The organism is Acidovorax radicis N35 (assembly GCF_000204195.1).
Classification (GTDB): domain Bacteria; phylum Pseudomonadota; class Gammaproteobacteria; order Burkholderiales; family Burkholderiaceae_C; genus Acidovorax; species Acidovorax radicis.
Map to the genome: position 1 here is coordinate 190,110 of NZ_AFBG01000003.1, position 16,484 is coordinate 206,593.

16 protein-coding genes are annotated in these 16,484 nt (G+C 62.3%); 10 read left to right on the top strand and 6 right to left on the bottom strand.

Translation table 11 applies throughout. The annotated features are described in order from the left end of the window. Window positions 1–24 precede the first annotated feature (24 nt). The 6 genes from infB (at window position 25) to ARADN35_RS0100875 (ending at window position 8,246) form a co-directional block, all read left to right on the top strand. A complete protein-coding gene (gene infB, locus ARADN35_RS0100850) occupies window positions 25–2,898 on the top strand; it encodes a translation initiation factor IF-2 (RefSeq protein ID WP_010458036.1) in 2,874 nt (957 codons plus the stop codon). Between the two features lie 20 nt (window positions 2,899–2,918). Next, the gene (gene rbfA / locus ARADN35_RS0100855; protein ID WP_010458038.1) at window positions 2,919–3,290 is read left to right on the top strand and encodes a 30S ribosome-binding factor RbfA; all 372 of its coding nucleotides are present in this window, start codon (window positions 2,919–2,921) and stop codon (window positions 3,288–3,290) included. Between the two features lie 3 nt (window positions 3,291–3,293). Continuing rightward, complete coding sequence (gene truB, locus ARADN35_RS0100860) at window positions 3,294–4,286, top strand: tRNA pseudouridine(55) synthase TruB (RefSeq protein ID WP_010458040.1); 993 nt, start codon at window positions 3,294–3,296, stop codon at window positions 4,284–4,286. Continuing rightward, a complete protein-coding gene (typA, locus tag ARADN35_RS0100865) occupies window positions 4,283–6,106 on the top strand; it encodes a translational GTPase TypA (RefSeq protein WP_010458042.1) in 1,824 nt (607 codons plus the stop codon). Before truB ends, typA begins: the two co-directional genes overlap by 4 nt. A 170-nt stretch (window positions 6,107–6,276) precedes the next feature. Next, window positions 6,277–7,152, top strand: a complete 876-nt coding sequence (locus ARADN35_RS0100870) for a DMT family transporter (protein ID WP_010458044.1) — start codon at window positions 6,277–6,279, stop codon at window positions 7,150–7,152. Next, window positions 7,149–8,246 (top strand): enoyl-CoA hydratase/isomerase family protein, encoded by a 1,098-nt coding sequence (locus tag ARADN35_RS0100875; RefSeq protein WP_010458046.1) that lies wholly within the window; start codon window positions 7,149–7,151, stop codon window positions 8,244–8,246. Before ARADN35_RS0100870 ends, ARADN35_RS0100875 begins: the two co-directional genes overlap by 4 nt. A gap of 113 nt (window positions 8,247–8,359) precedes the next feature. Here ARADN35_RS0100875 and ARADN35_RS0100880 read toward each other — a convergent pair whose 3' ends face one another. Beyond that, the gene (locus ARADN35_RS0100880) at window positions 8,360–9,547 is read right to left on the bottom strand and encodes an AraC family transcriptional regulator (RefSeq protein WP_208856801.1); all 1,188 of its coding nucleotides are present in this window, start codon (window positions 9,545–9,547) and stop codon (window positions 8,360–8,362) included. Between the two features lie 93 nt (window positions 9,548–9,640). Between ARADN35_RS0100880 and ARADN35_RS0100885 the strand changes: the two genes are divergently transcribed. After that, window positions 9,641–10,828, top strand: a complete 1,188-nt coding sequence (locus ARADN35_RS0100885; RefSeq protein WP_010458051.1) for a serine hydrolase domain-containing protein — start codon at window positions 9,641–9,643, stop codon at window positions 10,826–10,828. 41 nt (window positions 10,829–10,869) lie between these two features. Here ARADN35_RS0100885 and ARADN35_RS0100890 read toward each other — a convergent pair whose 3' ends face one another. From ARADN35_RS0100890 to smpB, 4 genes are all read right to left on the bottom strand, one after another. Beyond that, window positions 10,870–11,751, bottom strand: coding sequence for an anti-sigma factor family protein (locus ARADN35_RS0100890; RefSeq protein WP_035196968.1), 882 nt, complete (start codon window positions 11,749–11,751; stop codon window positions 10,870–10,872). Between the two features lie 23 nt (window positions 11,752–11,774). Continuing rightward, window positions 11,775–12,326 (bottom strand): RNA polymerase sigma factor, encoded by a 552-nt coding sequence (locus ARADN35_RS0100895; protein WP_010458055.1) that lies wholly within the window; start codon window positions 12,324–12,326, stop codon window positions 11,775–11,777. Window positions 12,327–12,348: 22 nt separating this feature from the next. Beyond that, on the bottom strand, window positions 12,349–12,723 hold the full coding sequence (locus ARADN35_RS0100900) for a COG4315 family predicted lipoprotein (RefSeq protein ID WP_029412803.1): 375 nt from the start codon (window positions 12,721–12,723) through the stop codon (window positions 12,349–12,351). A 143-nt stretch (window positions 12,724–12,866) separates the two neighbouring features. Beyond that, entirely contained in the window at window positions 12,867–13,340 is a 474-nt protein-coding gene (gene smpB / locus ARADN35_RS0100905; protein ID WP_010458059.1) for an SsrA-binding protein SmpB, read from the bottom strand. Window positions 13,341–13,457: 117 nt separating this feature from the next. Between smpB and ARADN35_RS0100910 the strand changes: the two genes are divergently transcribed. Both ARADN35_RS0100910 and ARADN35_RS0100915 read left to right on the top strand, forming a co-directional pair. After that, entirely contained in the window at window positions 13,458–13,898 is a 441-nt protein-coding gene (locus ARADN35_RS0100910) for a type II toxin-antitoxin system RatA family toxin (RefSeq protein ID WP_010458060.1), read from the top strand. Further along, a complete protein-coding gene (locus ARADN35_RS0100915) occupies window positions 13,891–14,253 on the top strand; it encodes an RnfH family protein (protein WP_010458062.1) in 363 nt (120 codons plus the stop codon). The genes ARADN35_RS0100910 and ARADN35_RS0100915 overlap by 8 nt, the downstream gene beginning before the upstream one ends. Before the next feature lie 32 nt (window positions 14,254–14,285). On the opposite strand, the gene ARADN35_RS0100920 is transcribed toward ARADN35_RS0100915, so the two are convergent. Then, window positions 14,286–14,825: a DUF4124 domain-containing protein gene (locus ARADN35_RS0100920; RefSeq protein WP_010458064.1), complete on the bottom strand. Its 540-nt coding sequence runs from the start codon at window positions 14,823–14,825 to the stop codon at window positions 14,286–14,288. Window positions 14,826–14,933: 108 nt separating this feature from the next. On the opposite strand from ARADN35_RS0100920, the gene guaB reads away from it, so the two are divergent. Then, entirely contained in the window at window positions 14,934–16,409 is a 1,476-nt protein-coding gene (gene guaB / locus ARADN35_RS0100925; RefSeq protein ID WP_010458065.1) for an IMP dehydrogenase, read from the top strand. The last annotated feature ends 75 nt before the right edge of the window (window positions 16,410–16,484 follow it).

Below are 16,484 nucleotides of genomic sequence, written 5' to 3' on the forward strand. Positions count from 1 at the left end.
AGGTCAGGGAGGCACGAACCACATATGTCCAGTAATACTGTCGCCGAGTTTGCAACCGAACTCAAAAAATCATCTGAAACCCTGCTCGACCAGCTCAAGGCTGCGGGCGTGGGCAAGGCTGCCCCTTCCGATGCGTTGACCGAATCGGACAAACAAAAGCTGCTTGCTTACCTGCAGGCCAGCCATGGCACGGCCTCGGCCGATCGCAAGAAGATCACGCTGGTGAAGAAGTCCACCAGCGAGATCAAGCAGGCCGATGCCACTGGCAAGGCTCGCACGATCCAGGTGGAAGTGCGCAAGAAGCGCACGTTCATTCAGCGCGACGAAGGTGCCGAGGGCTCTGCGGAGTCCCATGCGTCCGCCGCCGTGGAAGAGGCTGCTGTTTCCAGCGAAGACCTGGAACTGTCTCGCCGCGAGGAGGAGGCCCGCCGCCAGGCTGAGCTGATCCGCCGCCAGGAAACAGAGCTGGCCGAAAAGCGCGCCGAACGCGAAGCCCGCGAAAAGCGCGAGCGCGAAGCCGAAGAGCGCGCCGCTGCCTACGCCGCCCAGGAAGCCGAAAAGAAGGCGCAAGCCTCTGCCGTGAAGCAGGAGGCTACCCGCGAGCAAGCAGCTGAAACGGCTGCGCGCACTGCCGCCCAGACCGAAGCCCGCGAGAAGGCAGCTGCTGAATCCAAGGCGCGCGCCGACGAGGAAACAGCGCGTGCCGCCGATCTCGACGCCCGTCGCCGCAAGGCCGAGGCGGAGGCTGCCGCCATCCGCTCCATGATGGCCACGCCCAAGAAGGCGGTCATGGTGGCCAAGAAACCTGAGGAACCCAAGCCGGTGGCCAAGCCCGCTGCGGTGGGTGACGCCAAGAAGGGTACCTTGCACAAGCCTGCTGTAGGCACCGGTGTGGCGCGTGCAGGCGCTCCGGCCACGGCTGGCGCAGGTGCGGGTGCACCGGGTGCGGGCAAGGAAGTGAAGTCGGCCAAGCTGTCCTCCAGCTGGGCAGGCGATACTGCCAAGAAGAAGGAAATCAAGACCCGTGGCGACAGCAGCGGCGGTGTCGGGCGCAACAACTGGCGTGGTGGCCCCCGTGGCCGCCGTGGCGACAACCGCGATCATCGCGACGACCACCAGCAGGCTGCTCCGGTGGAGGCGCGCATCATCGAAGTGCACGTTCCGGAAACCATCACGGTGGCGGAACTGGCGCACAAGATGTCGATCAAGGCCAACGAAGTCATCAAGGCCCTGATGAAGATGGGCCAGATGGTCACCATCAACCAGCCGCTGGATCAGGACACCGCCATGATCATGGTGGAAGAAATGGGCCACAAGGCCGTGGTGGCGGCGCTGGACGATCCAGAAGCCTTCACCGACGAAGATTCGGGCCAGAAGGATGTCGAGCTGTTGCCACGCGCACCCGTGGTCACCGTCATGGGCCACGTGGACCATGGCAAGACCTCGCTGCTCGACTACATCCGCCGTGCCAAGGTGGCTGCGGGCGAAGCCGGTGGCATTACGCAGCACATTGGCGCCTACCACGTGGAAACGCCACGCGGCATGGTGTCGTTCCTCGATACCCCTGGTCACGAGGCCTTCACGGCCATGCGTGCCCGCGGCGCGCAGGCCACCGACATCGTGATTCTGGTCGTGGCAGCGGACGATGGCGTCATGCCCCAGACGAAGGAAGCCATCAAGCACGCCAAGGCGGCGGGTGTTCCTATCGTGGTGGCCATCACCAAGGCTGACAAGCCCGACGCCAACTTTGAACGCGTCAAGCAAGAGCTGGTCGTGGAGCAGGTGGTGCCGGAAGAATACGGTGGCGATTCGCCTTTTGTGCCCGTGTCTTCCAAGACCGGCATGGGCATCGACACGCTGCTGGAACAAGTGCTGCTGCAGGCCGAAGTGCTGGAACTCAAGGCACCGGTCGATTCGCTGGCCAAGGGCCTCGTGATCGAAGCCCAGCTCGACAAGGGCCGCGGCCCTGTAGCAACTGTGCTTGTGCAGGCCGGTACCCTCAAGGTGGGCGATATTGTGCTGGCCGGCCAGACCTATGGCCGCGTGCGCGCCATGCTGGACGAAAACGGCAAGGTTGCCAAGACGGCAGGCCCGTCGATCCCGGTGGAAATCCAGGGTCTGACGGAAGTGCCCCAGGCAGGCGACGAATTCATGGTGCTCACGGACGAACGCCGTGCCCGTGAAATCGCTACCTACCGTGCAGGCAAGTTCCGCAACACCAAGCTGGCCAAGCAGCAGGCTGCGAAGCTCGAGAACATGTTCGCCGACATGACGGCAGGCGAAGTGAAGACACTGCCCATCATCGTCAAGGCCGACGTGCAGGGTTCGCAGGAAGCGCTGGCGCAGTCGCTGCTCAAGCTCTCGACCGACGAGGTCAAGGTGCAACTGGTGTACGCCGCCGTCGGCGCCATCAGCGAGTCCGACATCAACCTGGCGATCGCCTCCAAGGCCATCGTGATCGGCTTCAACGTGCGGGCAGATGCCGGTGCGCGCAAGCTGGCCGAGGGCAATGGCGTCGATCTGCACTACTACAGCATCATTTACGACGCTGTGGATGAGTTGCGGGTGGCAATGTCCGGCATGCTGGCCCCAGAGCAGCGCGAAGAGATCATCGGTACGGCCGAGATTCGCACGGTGTTCGTGGCCACCAAGATCGGCACGATTGCTGGTTCGTACATCACCTCGGGCATGGTCCATCGCAACGCACGCTTCCGCTTGTTGCGCGACAACGTGGTGGTCTACACCGGCGAAGTCGATTCGATCAAGCGCCTCAAGGACGATGTCAAGGATGTCAAGGAAGGCTTCGAGTGCGGTATCAAGCTCAAGAACTACAACGACATCAAGGAAGGCGATCACCTCGAATTCTTTGACATCAAGGAAATCGCCCGGACGCTGTAAAGCAACGGTACGACGACGACATGGCTGCAAAGAAGTCCTCCACCCCCAACCGCGCCTTCAAGGTGGCCGATCAGATCCAGCGCGATCTGACGGAGCTGATCGCGCGCGAGTTGAAAGACCCGCGCGTGGGCATGGTGACGCTGCAGGGTGTGGAGGTGACTCCCGACTACGCCCATGCGAAAGTGTTCTTCAGCCTGTTGACGGGTGACCCTGTGGAAACGCAGGCGGCGCTCAATCAGGCTGCAGGTTTCCTGCGCAATGGGTTGTTCAAGCGCCTGCACATCCATACGGTGCCCACGCTGCACTTTGTGTTTGACCGCACTTCCGAGCGTGCGGCCGACATGAACGCCTTGATTGCCAAGGCTGTTTCGTCGCGCGCCAAAGAGGAGTAGTCCATGCACGCGCCTCGCACCAGGGTGCAGCGGCGCCCTGTGCATGGGGTGTTGCTGCTCGACAAACCGCTCGGCCTTTCGAGCAATGATGCCTTGCAGAAGGCGAAATGGCTGCTGCGCGCCGAAAAGGCGGGCCATACAGGCACGCTTGATCCACTGGCGACCGGCGTGTTGCCGTTGTGTTTCGGCGCAGCCACCAAATTCAGCCAGTTGCAGCTCGATGCCGCCAAGACCTACGAGGCCGTTGCTTTGCTGGGCACCACCACCACCACCGGCGACGCCGAAGGCGATGTGGTGCAGCGCTGCGATGTGGACCCCGCACAGCTGACCCCTGAGCGTCTGGAGGCCGTGCAAAAGCAGTTCACCGGCCCCATCCGCCAGGTGCCGCCCATGCACAGCGCGCTCAAGAAAGATGGCAAGGCGCTGTACGAATACGCCCGGGCCGGTGTCACGGTGGAGCGTGAGGCGCGTGATGTTGTCATTCATGCATTAAAACTGACCCTGGCGCAAGCAGATGAAGCGCAGGTAGCTATTAAAATGATAGTGACCTGCAGCAAGGGCACCTACATCCGCACTTTGGGTGAAGACATTGGGGCTGCGCTGGGTTGCGGGGCACATCTGACCTTCCTGCGCCGCATCGATACCGGCGGTATCGGTGTGGAGCGCTGCGTCACGCTGGCCCAGCTTGAAGCCATGCCCGAGGCTGAGCGCCTTGCCTGCCTGGAAGCCCCCGAATCGTTGCTGGCACAACACGTGCGTGTCACGCTGGACAGCGACAATGCGGCGCGGTTCCTGTCGGGCGTGCGTCGCCGTGGGTCTTGGCCCGATGCAAGTGCAGTGGCCGTTTTTGGCGACACCCCTCCGGCCTTGCTGGGGGTAGGTCACATCGCTGGCGGGGAGCTGGTGCCCGACAGGCTCCTGAGTCCGCTGGAAATTCAACAAATTTTGGAAGGCACGCCGCACCTACAAGCCAGCGGCACATTGGAAAAACTATGACTAAACAAATCCGCAACATCGCCATCATTGCCCACGTTGACCATGGCAAAACCACCATGGTCGACCAGCTGCTGCGCCAGTCCGGCACCTTCGCCGACCACGAAAAAGTGGTTGATACGGTGATGGACAACAACGCGATCGAAAAGGAACGCGGCATCACGATTCTGGCCAAGAACTGTGCCGTGAGCTGGAAGGGCACGCACATCAACATCGTCGATACCCCTGGTCACGCGGACTTCGGCGGTGAAGTGGAGCGCGCGCTGTCCATGGTCGACAGCGTGGTGCTGCTGATCGACGCGCAAGAAGGCCCCATGCCCCAGACGCGTTTCGTGACTAAGAAGGCCCTGGCCCTGGGCCTGCGCCCGATTCTGGTCGTGAACAAGGTGGACAAGCCTGGTGCCAACCCCGACAAGGTGGTGAACGCAGCCTTCGACCTGTTCGACAAGCTGGGTGCTACCGACGAACAACTCGACTTCCCCGTGGTGTACGCCTCGGGTATCAACGGCTGGTCGTCGCTCGAAGAAGGCGCGCCGGGCGAGCAGTGGGGGCCCGACATGTCGGCCCTGTTTGACACCATCCTCAGCCACGTTCCTCCGAACACGGGTGACCCAGCCGCTCCGCTGCAACTGCAAATCTCGGCGCTGGACTTCTCCACCTTCGTGGGCCGCATCGGTGTGGGCCGCATCAGCCAAGGCACCATCAAGCCCGGCCAAGACGTGCTGGTGATGGAAGGCCCCGATGGCAAGAGCATCAAGGGCCGCGTGAACCAGGTGCTGACCTTCCAGGGCCTGGACCGCATGCAGACGCCCCTGGCCGGCCCTGGCGACATCGTGCTGATCAACGGCATCGAAGACATCGGCATCGGCGTGACCGTGACCGATCCCGCCAACCCTTCGCCGCTGCCCATGCTGAAGGTGGACGAGCCCACGCTGACCATGAACTTCTGCGTGAACACCTCGCCACTGGCTGGCCGTGAAGGCAAGTTCGTGACCAGCCGCCAGATCTGGGACCGCCTGCAAAAGGAACTGCAGCACAACGTGGCCCTGCGCGTGTCCGAGACCGACGAAGAAGGTATCTTCGAAGTCATGGGTCGCGGCGAACTGCACCTGACCATCTTGCTGGAAAACATGCGCCGTGAAGGCTACGAGCTGGCTGTGTCCAAGCCCCGCGTCGTGTTCAAGAACGTGAATGGCGAAAAGCACGAGCCGATCGAACTGGTGACGGTCGACATCGAAGAAGGCCACCAAGGCGGCGTCATGCAAGCCCTGGGCGAGCGCAAGGGCGAGCTGGTGAACATGGAGCCGGACGGCCGTGGCCGTGTGCGCCTGGAGTACCGCATTCCCGCACGGGGCCTGATCGGCTTCACCAACGAATTTCTGAACCTGACGCGCGGCTCGGGCCTGATCAGCAACATCTTCGACAGCTACGAGCCGCACAAGGGCGACATCGGCGGCCGCAAGAACGGCGTGCTGATCTCCATGGACGACGGTGAAATCTTCACCTACGCCCTGGGCAAGCTGGACGACCGTGGCCGCATGTTCGTGAAGGCGAACGACCCTGTGTACGAAGGCATGATTGTGGGCATCCACAGCCGTGACAACGACCTGATCGTGAACGCGACGCGTACCAAGCAGCTGACCAACTTCCGTGTGAGCGGCAAGGAAGACGCGATCAAGATCACGCCTCCGATTGATGCCACCCTGGAATACGCAGTGGAATTCATCGAGGACGACGAGCTGGTCGAAATCACGCCCAAGTCCATCCGGATCCGCAAGCGGTTCCTGACGGAAAACGAGCGCAAGCGCGCAGGCCGCTCCTGAGCTGCTTTACTGGTTGGGGCCGCTTCTTGTGGTGGCTTAAACCGGTAGCATCGTTGCGCAGCGGGAAACTTCGCTCCCGATGCGCGACCCGAAGGGCCACTGCCATGCTGTGGCCCTTTTTGCCGTCTTGAATCCCTTGTTCCCCCAGATTCCATGAACTGCAGGTTCACATGCTGAAGCTCACGCATTCCCGCGCGGTGGCCTTGATGGTGGCTGTGACCCTGATGTGGTCCATCGCCGGTGTGGTCACGCGCCACCTCGAACACGCGCGTAGCTTCGAGGTGACCTTCTGGCGCAGCTTCTTCACGCTGCTGGCGTTGCTCATCATCTTGCCGACCTTGCAGGGCCGGGCCGTGTTTTCCTCTATGCGCCACAGCGGCCGCGCGCTGTGGGTCTCGGGCGTCTGCTGGAGCGTGATGTTCACCGCTTTCATGGTGGCGATCCTGCTCATGCCGGTGGCCAATGTGCTGGTCACCATGGCAGCGGGACCGCTGCTCACGGCGCTGTTTGCGCGTGTTTTCATCGGCCACCACATCACACCGCGCACCTGGGCTGCGATTGCGGTGGCGGGTCTGGGCATTGCGTGGATGTATGGTTCACAGATGGCGGGCCTGCCGCTGGCGGGGACTTTGGTGGCATTGTGTGTGCCGGTGGCAGCAGCCATCAACTGGACCGTGGTGCAGCATTCGCAGCGCCATGGCCATGCGGTGGACCTAGTGCCCGCCGTGCTGGTGGGCGCGGTGATTTCGGTGGTGGCCACACTGCCGCTGGCCCTGCCATTCCAAGCGTCATTGCATGACCTTGGATTGCTCGCCCTGCTGGGCGTGGTGCAATTGGCGATCCCTTGCGTGCTGGCGGTGCGCTGCGGGCGTGTGCTCAAGGCGCCCGAGATGGCGCTGCTGGGCCTGTTGGAGGTGATCTTTGGCATCTTGCTGGCATGGCTGGGTGCGGGCGAAGAGCCCAGTGCAGCGGTGCTGACAGGGGGCGCGCTGGTGATTGGTGCGCTGGTTTTCAATGAACTTTTAGGCTGGAAGGAACAAAAATGACGGAGACGACAGTGGCGGCGGAAATCGTGAGTGAAGTGCGTGGCCAGATAGGCTTCATCACCCTGAACCGCCCACGTGCGCTTAACGCCTTGTCGCTGGGCATGGTGCGCGATCTGATGGGTATTCTGCTGGCCTGGCAGAACGATGCGCGTGTGCTCGCGGTGGCGATCCGTGGCAGCAACAAGGAGGGTCCGTTCGGTGCTTTCTGCGCCGGTGGGGACATTCGATTTCTGCACCAGGCGGGCAGCCAGGGCAATCCGCTGCTGGAAGACTTCTTCACCGAGGAATACGCGCTCAACCACCTGATTCACAACTACGGCAAGCCCTATATCGCGTTCATGGACGGCATCGTGATGGGCGGCGGCATGGGCATCAGCCAGGGTGCCGCACTGCGCGTGGTGACCGAGCGCACGAAGATGGCCATGCCCGAGACGGCCATCGGCCTGTTCCCTGACGTGGGCGGCGGCTACTTCCTCTCGCGCTGCCCCGGCCGCGTGGGCGAGTGGCTGGCCCTCACGGGTGACACCATTGGCGCGGGTGATGCCATCGAAAACCAGTTGGCGGATGGCTGCCTGCCGTCGGACCAGCAGGCGGCCGTGTGGGAGGCACTGGGAGTCCAGAGCTTTGCGGATGGCAAGGCGGCTCGGGATTTTGTTGCTTCTAAATTTATAGCTAGTGACGCTCGCCATTCAAGCGCCAGGGCCCAAATTGACCAATATTTTTCGCTCCCAACCGTGGGTGCGATTGTCGCTGCGCTGGAAACTGCTGACACCGACTGGGCGCGTGCCACGGCCGCCACCCTGCGCAAGCGTTCGCCGCTGATGCTGCACGTGGTGCTGGAGCAAATCCGCCGAGCGCGCGACATGGGTCTGGCGGAAGACTTGCGCATGGAGCGCGACATGGTACGCCACTGCTTCTTCCTGCGCCCGGGCGAGAGCGAAACGCTGGAGGGCATCCGCGCCCTGGCCGTGGACAAGGACCATTCGCCAAAGTGGAACCCTGGACGTATTGAAGATGTGGCGCCGGAGATGGTGGCGCCGTTTTTTGTGAGTCCCTGGCCTGTGCATGCGCATCCGCTGGCAGCGCTGCGTTAGTAGTGCTTGCCAGTGCTCCATGCCGAACGCCCCTGGTTTGCCAGGGGAGGGCTGGTTGCCGAGTGCAGCAAGAGATTATACGCAATAGGTCCCGGCTTCGGTGGCGCCGGGACTCAGGTCTGCCGGAAGGCACGCAGCGTTTCAGATGGCAGCTCACCAAACCTGCGTTTGTATGCGGCGGAAAACACGCCCATGCTGCAGTAGCCCCAGCAGGCCGCGATGGCTTTGACAGACGCCGATGGGGGCGCTGCCAGCAGATCGGCCCGCATGCCCTGAAGCCGCTGTTCCCTCAGAAATCCGTTTACCGTGCCGCCCCTGAACCTGCGGAACGTGCCCGACAAACTGCGCACACTGGTACCTACTGCAGCCGCCACTTCGGACGCGGTAGGTGCCTGTCTGGCGTACTGCGCCATATACCGCTCTGCATCGCGCACGATCTTCGGTGCCAACTGGGGTGGTGTGCCAAGGCGCGGCCCCCCGGGTGTCGAGTGCATCCACTGCATCAGTAGATGCATGCCAATGGCTTCCTCCACATGGCGCCCGAGCGGGCCAATGGCCATCTGCGAGGGAAACTCTGCCATGCATCGGCATGCGTACTCCATCAGAGCCACCCAGGACGATCCGCGTCCGCCGAATCTGACCTTTTGTAGCCACAGCTGATCGCTGGGCTGCTCGCCAAACCATCGCTCGTAAAGCTGCGCCAGCAACTGGTGCGGCATGGTGACGTTGACCTGAAGATGGTTGGGGTCGAAATCCACCCAATAATCGGTGCGGCTGGTGTCCACCAAAAATGCATCTCCCACGCCGGTGTGTGCGGGCTTTCGGGAGTCGATCCAATGCTGCGCGCTTCCTCGTATGGTGGTCAGCACGATGGCCAGGTCTTCGGATTGCGACCAATCTTTGATGTGAACGGGAATGTTGTACGAAAACCGGCTGAGGATGCTGGAGCCGATCTGCGAGGCGTACATGCGGGCGTCCGGCCGCTGAGCTTTGCCCGTGGGCGACACTTCGTAGGGCATGTAGATCTTGTTGGACCACGCATACATTTCGTCCCAGTCCCGCGTGGAGACTACATGGTGCTTTTCGGTTATCTGTCCGCTGTGATCGACAACCAGGGCATTGTGCAGAGCATTCATCGCGCCGTTCCTCGCTTGCCAAGGATGAAATGAAGCCGTTATTTTGCGCGCCGCCAGCGCGCAGTACAGCCGGGGAAATACCCGCCGCACTGCCTGGATGTTTCTAAGCGGCAAGACATGTTTTGAGTCGGCATTTTTCCTGTTTGGCCCCCGTTTGAACTTCACATTTAGTCGTACAGAGTCTCCAAAATAGCCTCGTTCGGGACTTCTGCGCCGCCCCGAACACGCGATTCAGGCGTTCAACAGGAGACAAAAAATATGAGCGATAAACTGGCAAGCTTGGCGGACGGAATACTCCATCGCACCGTCTCGGCAGCGGGCGGTGCGCCCGGTGTGGTGGCAATGGCCACAGACCGCGAGGGCAATATCTACGAAGGTGCCGCGGGCAAGCGGGAACTGGGTAAAGACCAAGCCATGACCACCGATTCGGTGATGGCGATTTTTTCCACCACGAAGGCCATCACGGGAGTGACCATCATGCAACTGATGGAGGAGGGAAAAATCCGTCTGGATGACCCTGTGCGCAAGTATGTGCCCGAAATCGCTTCCATACAGGTGCTGGACGGGTTTGACGCTTCGGGACAGCCCCGGACTCGGGCGCCCAGGCGAGACATCACCATCAACGATTTGCTACTGCACACAGCGGGCTTTTGTTATGAATTCTTCAGCCACGATGACTTGAAGTACAGGTCTGCAAAGAGCATTCCTACCGTCGTCTCCAGTACGTTCGACTCTATCAAGACGGTGCTGCTGCATGAGCCTGGCGAGCGCTGGACGTATGGCGTCAATATTGACTGGCTGGGCAAGGTGGTGGAGCAGCAACGTGGCAAGCGACTGGGCGAAGTGATGAAGGAGCGGGTGTTCGAGCCGCTCGGCATGGTGGACATCGCGTTCACCATGTCGGGCACCATGGCAGAACGTCGTGCCACTATCCATGATCGCGCCATGGACGGCAGATTGACACCACTTCCCGAACTCGTTTTGCCGCAACCGCCTGCGATGGACATGGGCGGCCATGGGCTGTATTCAACGGTCGGGGAGTACATGAAATTCATCCGCATGTTTCTCAACGATGGTGCCGGACCCCACGCACGTGTATTGAGTGCTGACACGGTCAATGCCATGTCGCGCAGCGGACTTGCGGCCGGGATGTTGAGCGGTGGCTGGACGACATCCATCCCTTCGCTTTCAAATGACGGAGAGTTTCTGCCTTCCGTGCGCAAGACTTGGGGCTACACCTTCCAGATCAACGAAGAGGATGCTCCAACGGGGCGCCCGGCGGGCTCGCTGGCCTGGGCTGGCCTGGCCAATTTGTTCTACTGGATCGACCGGAAGACGGGGATCGGTGGCTATTGGGGTTCTCAGATCCTGCCGTTCCAGGATGTGTCGTCCTACGCCGGGTATGTGGAGTTTGAGACGGCGGTGTACCGAAGCCTCAGGCCGTAGCCACTGGCACTCTTGGGTCGCTTCCCGTGCTTGGTGGCCTACTACAGTTGCCGGTGTACTGTCGCTGCCAGCGTGAGCAGCGTCTGGCGAGAAAGTTGGCCGCTGAGCGAATAGCCAAAACCCTGTTCGGCCCAATAGAAGCCGGGCACAGGGCCATCGCTGGTGAATTGGAAAGCGATCTCCTCTCTGTTCGGTGGTGCAGTGGGCGTAGCTACGGATGTGCCGGATTGGGGCGCTGGCAAAGTGGCGATGGCGCCCAGGTACAAAGTGATGCGATCCCCCTGGCTGTTCTGGTACATGAACTGTGCGCGTGCGCCGGTATCACCCGGCAGCAGTCGGCCGCCCACCAATTCGTAACCTTCGGCTGCCAGCACGGGCAGCTTGAGAGGCCGCCCCAGCCGTTTGGACAACCACTGCACCAGATGCTCCTGCTGCGCCGCCGTGACTTCCACCGGATGGCGCACTTCGGGCTGGTACACCGCGTGGGCCACAGCAGCCTGCTGGGCGAAACGCTGCACCGGAGCCGTTGCCACTTGTGTTGAAGTGTCGGCCTGCGATCTGCCTGGTCCATGGCGTGACCATTCGCTGCGTCCCGCCCATCCCAGCACAAACGCCACCAGCACCGAAGCGGCCATGCCGCCCCAGCGCCACCACTGTGCCTGCTGCTCCTTGCGGCCCACGGCGCGCAATGCGGTGGCCAGCAGCCCATCGGGCACGGGCTCATGGAGCAGGTCCTGGTGCAGCGCATGCAGCCGGGTCCGTTGCGTTTGCCAGTGGGTGATGGCGTCCAGCGCGCTCCCGTCGCCCTGCAGTTGCTGGCGCAGGGCCTCGGCTTCCGCAGGCGGCAACTGGCCGTCCACCAAGGCGTGCCAGGCCGTGGGGTCGTCCTTGCGGGAGGGAGGGGCGTGGCGGGGCGTGTCCATGGTGGTGTTGCGGGTCAGAGGCACTACTTGAGGCGGCGCAGCGCAGGCTGCATGTTGGCAGAGGCTGCCGTCTCGGGCGTGGCGGATTGGGGGACAGGCGAGGATGTGGGTGCGCGCTCCATCAACGCGCGCAGGCGTGTGCGGGCCCGTGACAGGCGAGACATGACCGTGCCCACCGGAATATCCAGGATGCGTGCTGTGTCCTCATAACTCATGTCCTCCATGGCGACCAGCAGCAACACGGCCCGCTGGTCGGCGGGCAAGCGCTGCAGGCAACGCTCCAGGTCCAGGGCATCATTCGATGGGCCTGCGGTGCCTGGCAACTGGTCTTGAACGTCTTCGATGTCCAGTGGTGACAGCGTGGGCAGGGCGCGACGCTGGTTGAGGTAAAGGTTGTGCATCAACGTGAACAACCATGCGCGCAGATCGCTGCCAGCGCGCCACAGCAGCCACTTGCTGCAGGCCCGCTCCAGCGTGTCCTGGACCAGGTCATCGGCAGCCCAGCTGTCGCCCGTGAGCGCCCGCGCATAGCGGCGCAGGGCAGGCAGCTGTTCGACAACCTGGGTGCGGTCCATGCGGTGTGACTCTGCAGAGGCCTCAGGGGCGAGCCGTGTGCCAGACTTGGTTCACACCTTCGCCGGTCTTGTCTCCTGGCTTGGTGTCCTTGATCCAGTAGTACAGCGGCTTGCCCTTGTAGGCCAGCTGGGTCTTGCCATCATCGCGGGTGACGATGGTGTAGTTACCGCCTGGCGCCGTGCTGGCCGCGAGGGGAGGCCAGTTGGTGGCGCAGGCGCCGTTGCAGACTGATTTGCCACTGCCGGTTGCGTCGCGGTCAAAAGTGTAAAGCGTCATGCCGCCTGCGCCGACGAGTACGCCGTCCACGGTCTTCACGGGGGGGTCGGACATGGACGCGCAACCCGCCATGCCAGCGATGGCGATGAGTGCGGCAGCCATTGATACCAATTTCTTCATGGGTTTCTCCTGGGAGGGTGCAGGCGGGCGCAAATGCTGCCTTGCACAGGGGTAAACACATGGGTGCAGCGGTTTATTCCACGGCATCAGAAAAAAGGCATTTCGCTCAAACAGGTGCTAACTGGCCTCTTGGGGCAGGGGGGCTAGCGATTCCTGCTTTTCATGGCACGTTCGACCTCGCGCTTGCCTTCGCGGTCCTTGATGGTGTCGCGCTTGTCGTGCTCGGCCTTGCCCTTGGCCAGGGCGATCTCGCATTTCACGAAGCCGTTTTTCCAGTGCAGGTTCAGGGGCACCAGGGTATAGCCCTTTTGCTCCACCTTGACGATCAGATGTTTGATGTCGTCCTTCTTGAGCAGCAGTTTTTTGGTGCGCGCCGATTCGGGATTGACGTGGGTGGAGGCGGTCTTGAGCGCATGGATCAGGCAGCCGAGCAGATACAGCTCGCCGTCGCGGATCAGCACATAGCCATCGGTCAATTGCACCTTGCCCTCGCGCAGCGCCTTGACCTCCCAGCCATGCAGCACCATGCCCGCCTCATGGCGCTCCTCGAAGAAATAGTTGAAGGCCGCCTTTTTGTTGTCGGCAATGCGGGACGTGGGATCGGGTTTTTTGGCCATGAAGATGTAGATGCGGCACAAACCGGGAGTTAAAAGGCCTCCCTACAATGGGTGGGTGTCGCTGGCAGCGATTCTAATTTCCCCCGCTTGCGCACATTGATGCCGGGCACAGTCTGCATGAAAACCGTTCACAAGTCCGTCCTCATCTGGTACAGCCCCGAAGAAATGTTTGCCCTGGTCACCGGGGTGGAGCACTACCCCCAATTTCTGCCATGGTGCGATCACGCGGGCGTATTGGAGCAAACCAAGGATGGCATGACTGCCGAGGTGGGCATCGCGTTCAGCGGGATTCGCCAGACCTTTGTGACGCGCAACACCCACGAGGCTGGGCGGCGCGTACAGATGCACCTCATCAAAGGGCCGTTTTCGCAGCTTGACGGCGATTGGCACTTCCATCCCGTGGGCGATGGCAGCCAGCGCGCCTGCAAGGTCGAGCTGAGCCTGAACTACGGCTTTGACAACGCGGCGCTGGCCGCGCTGGTGGGCCCCGTGTTCGACCGCATCGCGGGCAGCATGGTCGATGCATTTGTGAAGCGGGCGGAGCAGGTGTATGGCTGAGCTGGTGCTCAGGCCTACCGTGCAGGTCACGGTGGTGGTCTGTCTCGCCCCCCGCAGAACGCAGGAATGGGTGCTGGAGTTGCCCCAGGGCGCTACCGTGGGCGATGCACTGCGGGCCTGCGGGGCGGATGTCGCGCTGGTGCCGCAGGTCAGTGCCGAAAACGTGCCGACATTGGGAATCTGGGGCCGTGCTGCGTCACTCGATACGCCTGTCAAGCATCTGGACCGCGTGGAGGTCTATCGCTCGCTGAAAGTGGACCCCAAGGTGGCCCGCCGTGAGCGTTTTGCGCGCCAGGGTGCCCGCACTACTGGTTTGTTTGCCCGTCAGCGGCCCGGGGGGAAATCGGGCTACTGACAGCTCCCTCAGGCGGGCGGGGCGGCTGGATGTCAGCGTTTGCAGTCGGCCGCGATGACGCCGTCGATGCGCTTGGATTCTGCCGCGCGACCGCCTTCATCGAGAAAAATGCGCTCGCCTTGGGCATTGGACTGGGTGATAGGCCTGCCAGAGTCAAACGCCGCCTTTGCCTGGCGAGCACGTGTGCAGTTATCTGCCTTGGCCTTGGCCAGCTTTTCTTCGTCCGCCTTTTTCTTGGCTGCTTCCGCGGCTTCTGCCTGTGCTTTTTTCTCTTCCAGGGCCTTGTCCTTGCCGCTGCCCGGCGCGCTGGCGGCGGGCTTTGGTGCGGAGGCTGCTGCGGTGGCAGTGGCCGAAGGGACGCCATCCGCTGGCGTGGCTGCCGCTGGGGCTGGTGCTGAACGTGGGACGCCACCACCCGGTTGCTTCAGGATGTTTTTTTCAGGGGTTTCCTGTGGTGGCGGGCGGTCACTGAAGACCTTGCGGCCGTCCTTGTCGATCCACTGCCATTGCGCTGCTGCGCCCATGGTCCAGGTGCAGGCCACGGCCAGCAGGAGAAGCTTGTGCATTTTCATGCGGACAAGTTTATCCATGTGATTCCCCCCCCGCCAGTGCGTTGCGGACGGGAGGGCGTGTTTTCGCCACACGCGGCGCGGGTACAATCCGTTTTTTGGAGCTTTCTCATGCGCCTTCTTGGAAAAGCGCTCACCTTCGACGATGTGTTGCTGGTGCCAGCGTACTCCCAGGTCCTGCCCAAGGACACGTCCCTCGCGACGAAACTCTCCCGTAACATCCAGCTGAATCTGCCTCTCGTGTCCGCCGCCATGGACACCGTGACCGAGGCGCGCCTGGCCATTGCCATTGCCCAGGAGGGCGGCATCGGCATCGTGCACAAGAACCTCACGGCGCAAGAGCAGGCTGCCCACGTGGCCAAAGTCAAGCGCTACGAATCGGGCGTGCTGCGTGATCCGGTGGTCATCACCCCCGAACACACCGTGCTGCAGGTGCTGCAGCTGTCCGAACAGCTCGGTATCTCGGGCTTCCCGGTGTGCGATGGCGGCAAGGTGGTGGGTATCGTCACCGGCCGCGACTTGCGTTTTGAGACGCGTTACGACGTCAAGGTCCACCAGATCATGACCCCGCGCGAGAAGCTCATCACGGTCAATGAAAAAGAGGGCACCACGCCCGCACAGGCCAAGGCGCTGCTCAACAAGCACAAGCTCGAGCGCATCCTGGTCGTGAACGACGCCTTTGAGCTCAAGGGCCTGATCACGGTGAAGGACATCACCAAACAAACCAGCTTCCCCAACGCTGCACGCGACGCTGCAGGTCGCCTGCGTGTGGGCGCTGCCGTGGGCGTGGGCGAGGGCACCGAAGAACGCGTTGAAGCGCTGGTCAAGGCCGGTGTGGACGCCATCGTGGTGGACACGGCCCACGGCCACAGCAAGGGCGTGATCGACCGCGTGCGCTGGGTCAAGCAGAACTACCCGCAGATCGACGTCATCGGCGGCAACATCGCCACCGGCGCGGCTGCGCTGGCGCTGGTCGAAGCGGGCGCGGATGCCGTCAAGGTCGGTATCGGCCCTGGCTCCATCTGCACCACCCGCATCGTGGCCGGTGTGGGCGTGCCCCAGATCATGGCCATCGACAACGTGGCCACCGCGCTCAAGGGCACGGGCGTGCCGCTGATTGCCGATGGTGGCGTTCGCTACAGCGGCGACATCGCCAAGGCCCTGGCCGCTGGCGCAGGCACGGTGATGATGGGTGGCATGTTTGCGGGCACCGAAGAAGCGCCCGGCGAAGTCATCCTGTTCCAGGGCCGAAGCTACAAGAGCTACCGCGGCATGGGCAGCATCGGCGCCATGCAGCAGGGCAGTGCCGACCGCTACTTCCAGGAATCGAGCACCGGCAACCCCAATGCCGACAAGCTCGTGCCTGAAGGCATTGAAGGCCGCGTGCCCTACAAGGGTTCCATGGTTTCCATCGTCTACCAGATGGCCGGTGGCGTGCGTGCCTCCATGGGCTACTGTGGCTGCGCCACCATCGAAGAGATGAACAACAAGGCCGAGTTCGTCGAGATCACCACGGCTGGTATTCGCGAAAGCCACGTGCACGACGTGCAGATCACCAAGGAAGCGCCGAACTACCGCGCTGACTGATCCTTCGTTGATCCAATCTGGCCTGATTGAAAAAATCTGGCCAGACTGATATAGTCTGGTCTGAATTCACCATTC

Excerpts from the sequence above, each read along its gene's own strand:
- ARADN35_RS0100890 (WP_035196968.1), bottom strand. The coding sequence starts at position 11,751 with ATGGACACGCCCCGCCACGCCCCTCCCTCCCGCAAGGACGACCCCACG.
- typA (WP_010458042.1), top strand. The coding sequence starts at position 4,283 with ATGACTAAACAAATCCGCAACATCGCCATCATTGCCCACGTTGACCAT.
- ARADN35_RS0100915 (WP_010458062.1), top strand. The coding sequence starts at position 13,891 with ATGGCTGAGCTGGTGCTCAGGCCTACCGTGCAGGTCACGGTGGTGGTC.
- ARADN35_RS0100875 (WP_010458046.1), top strand. The coding sequence starts at position 7,149 with ATGACGGAGACGACAGTGGCGGCGGAAATCGTGAGTGAAGTGCGTGGC.
- guaB (WP_010458065.1), top strand. The coding sequence starts at position 14,934 with ATGCGCCTTCTTGGAAAAGCGCTCACCTTCGACGATGTGTTGCTGGTG.
- ARADN35_RS0100870 (WP_010458044.1), top strand. The coding sequence starts at position 6,277 with ATGCTGAAGCTCACGCATTCCCGCGCGGTGGCCTTGATGGTGGCTGTG.
- ARADN35_RS0100910 (WP_010458060.1), top strand. The coding sequence starts at position 13,458 with ATGAAAACCGTTCACAAGTCCGTCCTCATCTGGTACAGCCCCGAAGAA.
- infB (WP_010458036.1), top strand. The coding sequence starts at position 25 with ATGTCCAGTAATACTGTCGCCGAGTTTGCAACCGAACTCAAAAAATCA.
- rbfA (WP_010458038.1), top strand. The coding sequence starts at position 2,919 with ATGGCTGCAAAGAAGTCCTCCACCCCCAACCGCGCCTTCAAGGTGGCC.
- ARADN35_RS0100920 (WP_010458064.1), bottom strand. The coding sequence starts at position 14,825 with ATGAAAATGCACAAGCTTCTCCTGCTGGCCGTGGCCTGCACCTGGACC.
- ARADN35_RS0100895 (WP_010458055.1), bottom strand. The coding sequence starts at position 12,326 with ATGGACCGCACCCAGGTTGTCGAACAGCTGCCTGCCCTGCGCCGCTAT.
- ARADN35_RS0100885 (WP_010458051.1), top strand. The coding sequence starts at position 9,641 with ATGAGCGATAAACTGGCAAGCTTGGCGGACGGAATACTCCATCGCACC.
- truB (WP_010458040.1), top strand. The coding sequence starts at position 3,294 with ATGCACGCGCCTCGCACCAGGGTGCAGCGGCGCCCTGTGCATGGGGTG.
- ARADN35_RS0100900 (WP_029412803.1), bottom strand. The coding sequence starts at position 12,723 with ATGAAGAAATTGGTATCAATGGCTGCCGCACTCATCGCCATCGCTGGC.
- smpB (WP_010458059.1), bottom strand. The coding sequence starts at position 13,340 with ATGGCCAAAAAACCCGATCCCACGTCCCGCATTGCCGACAACAAAAAG.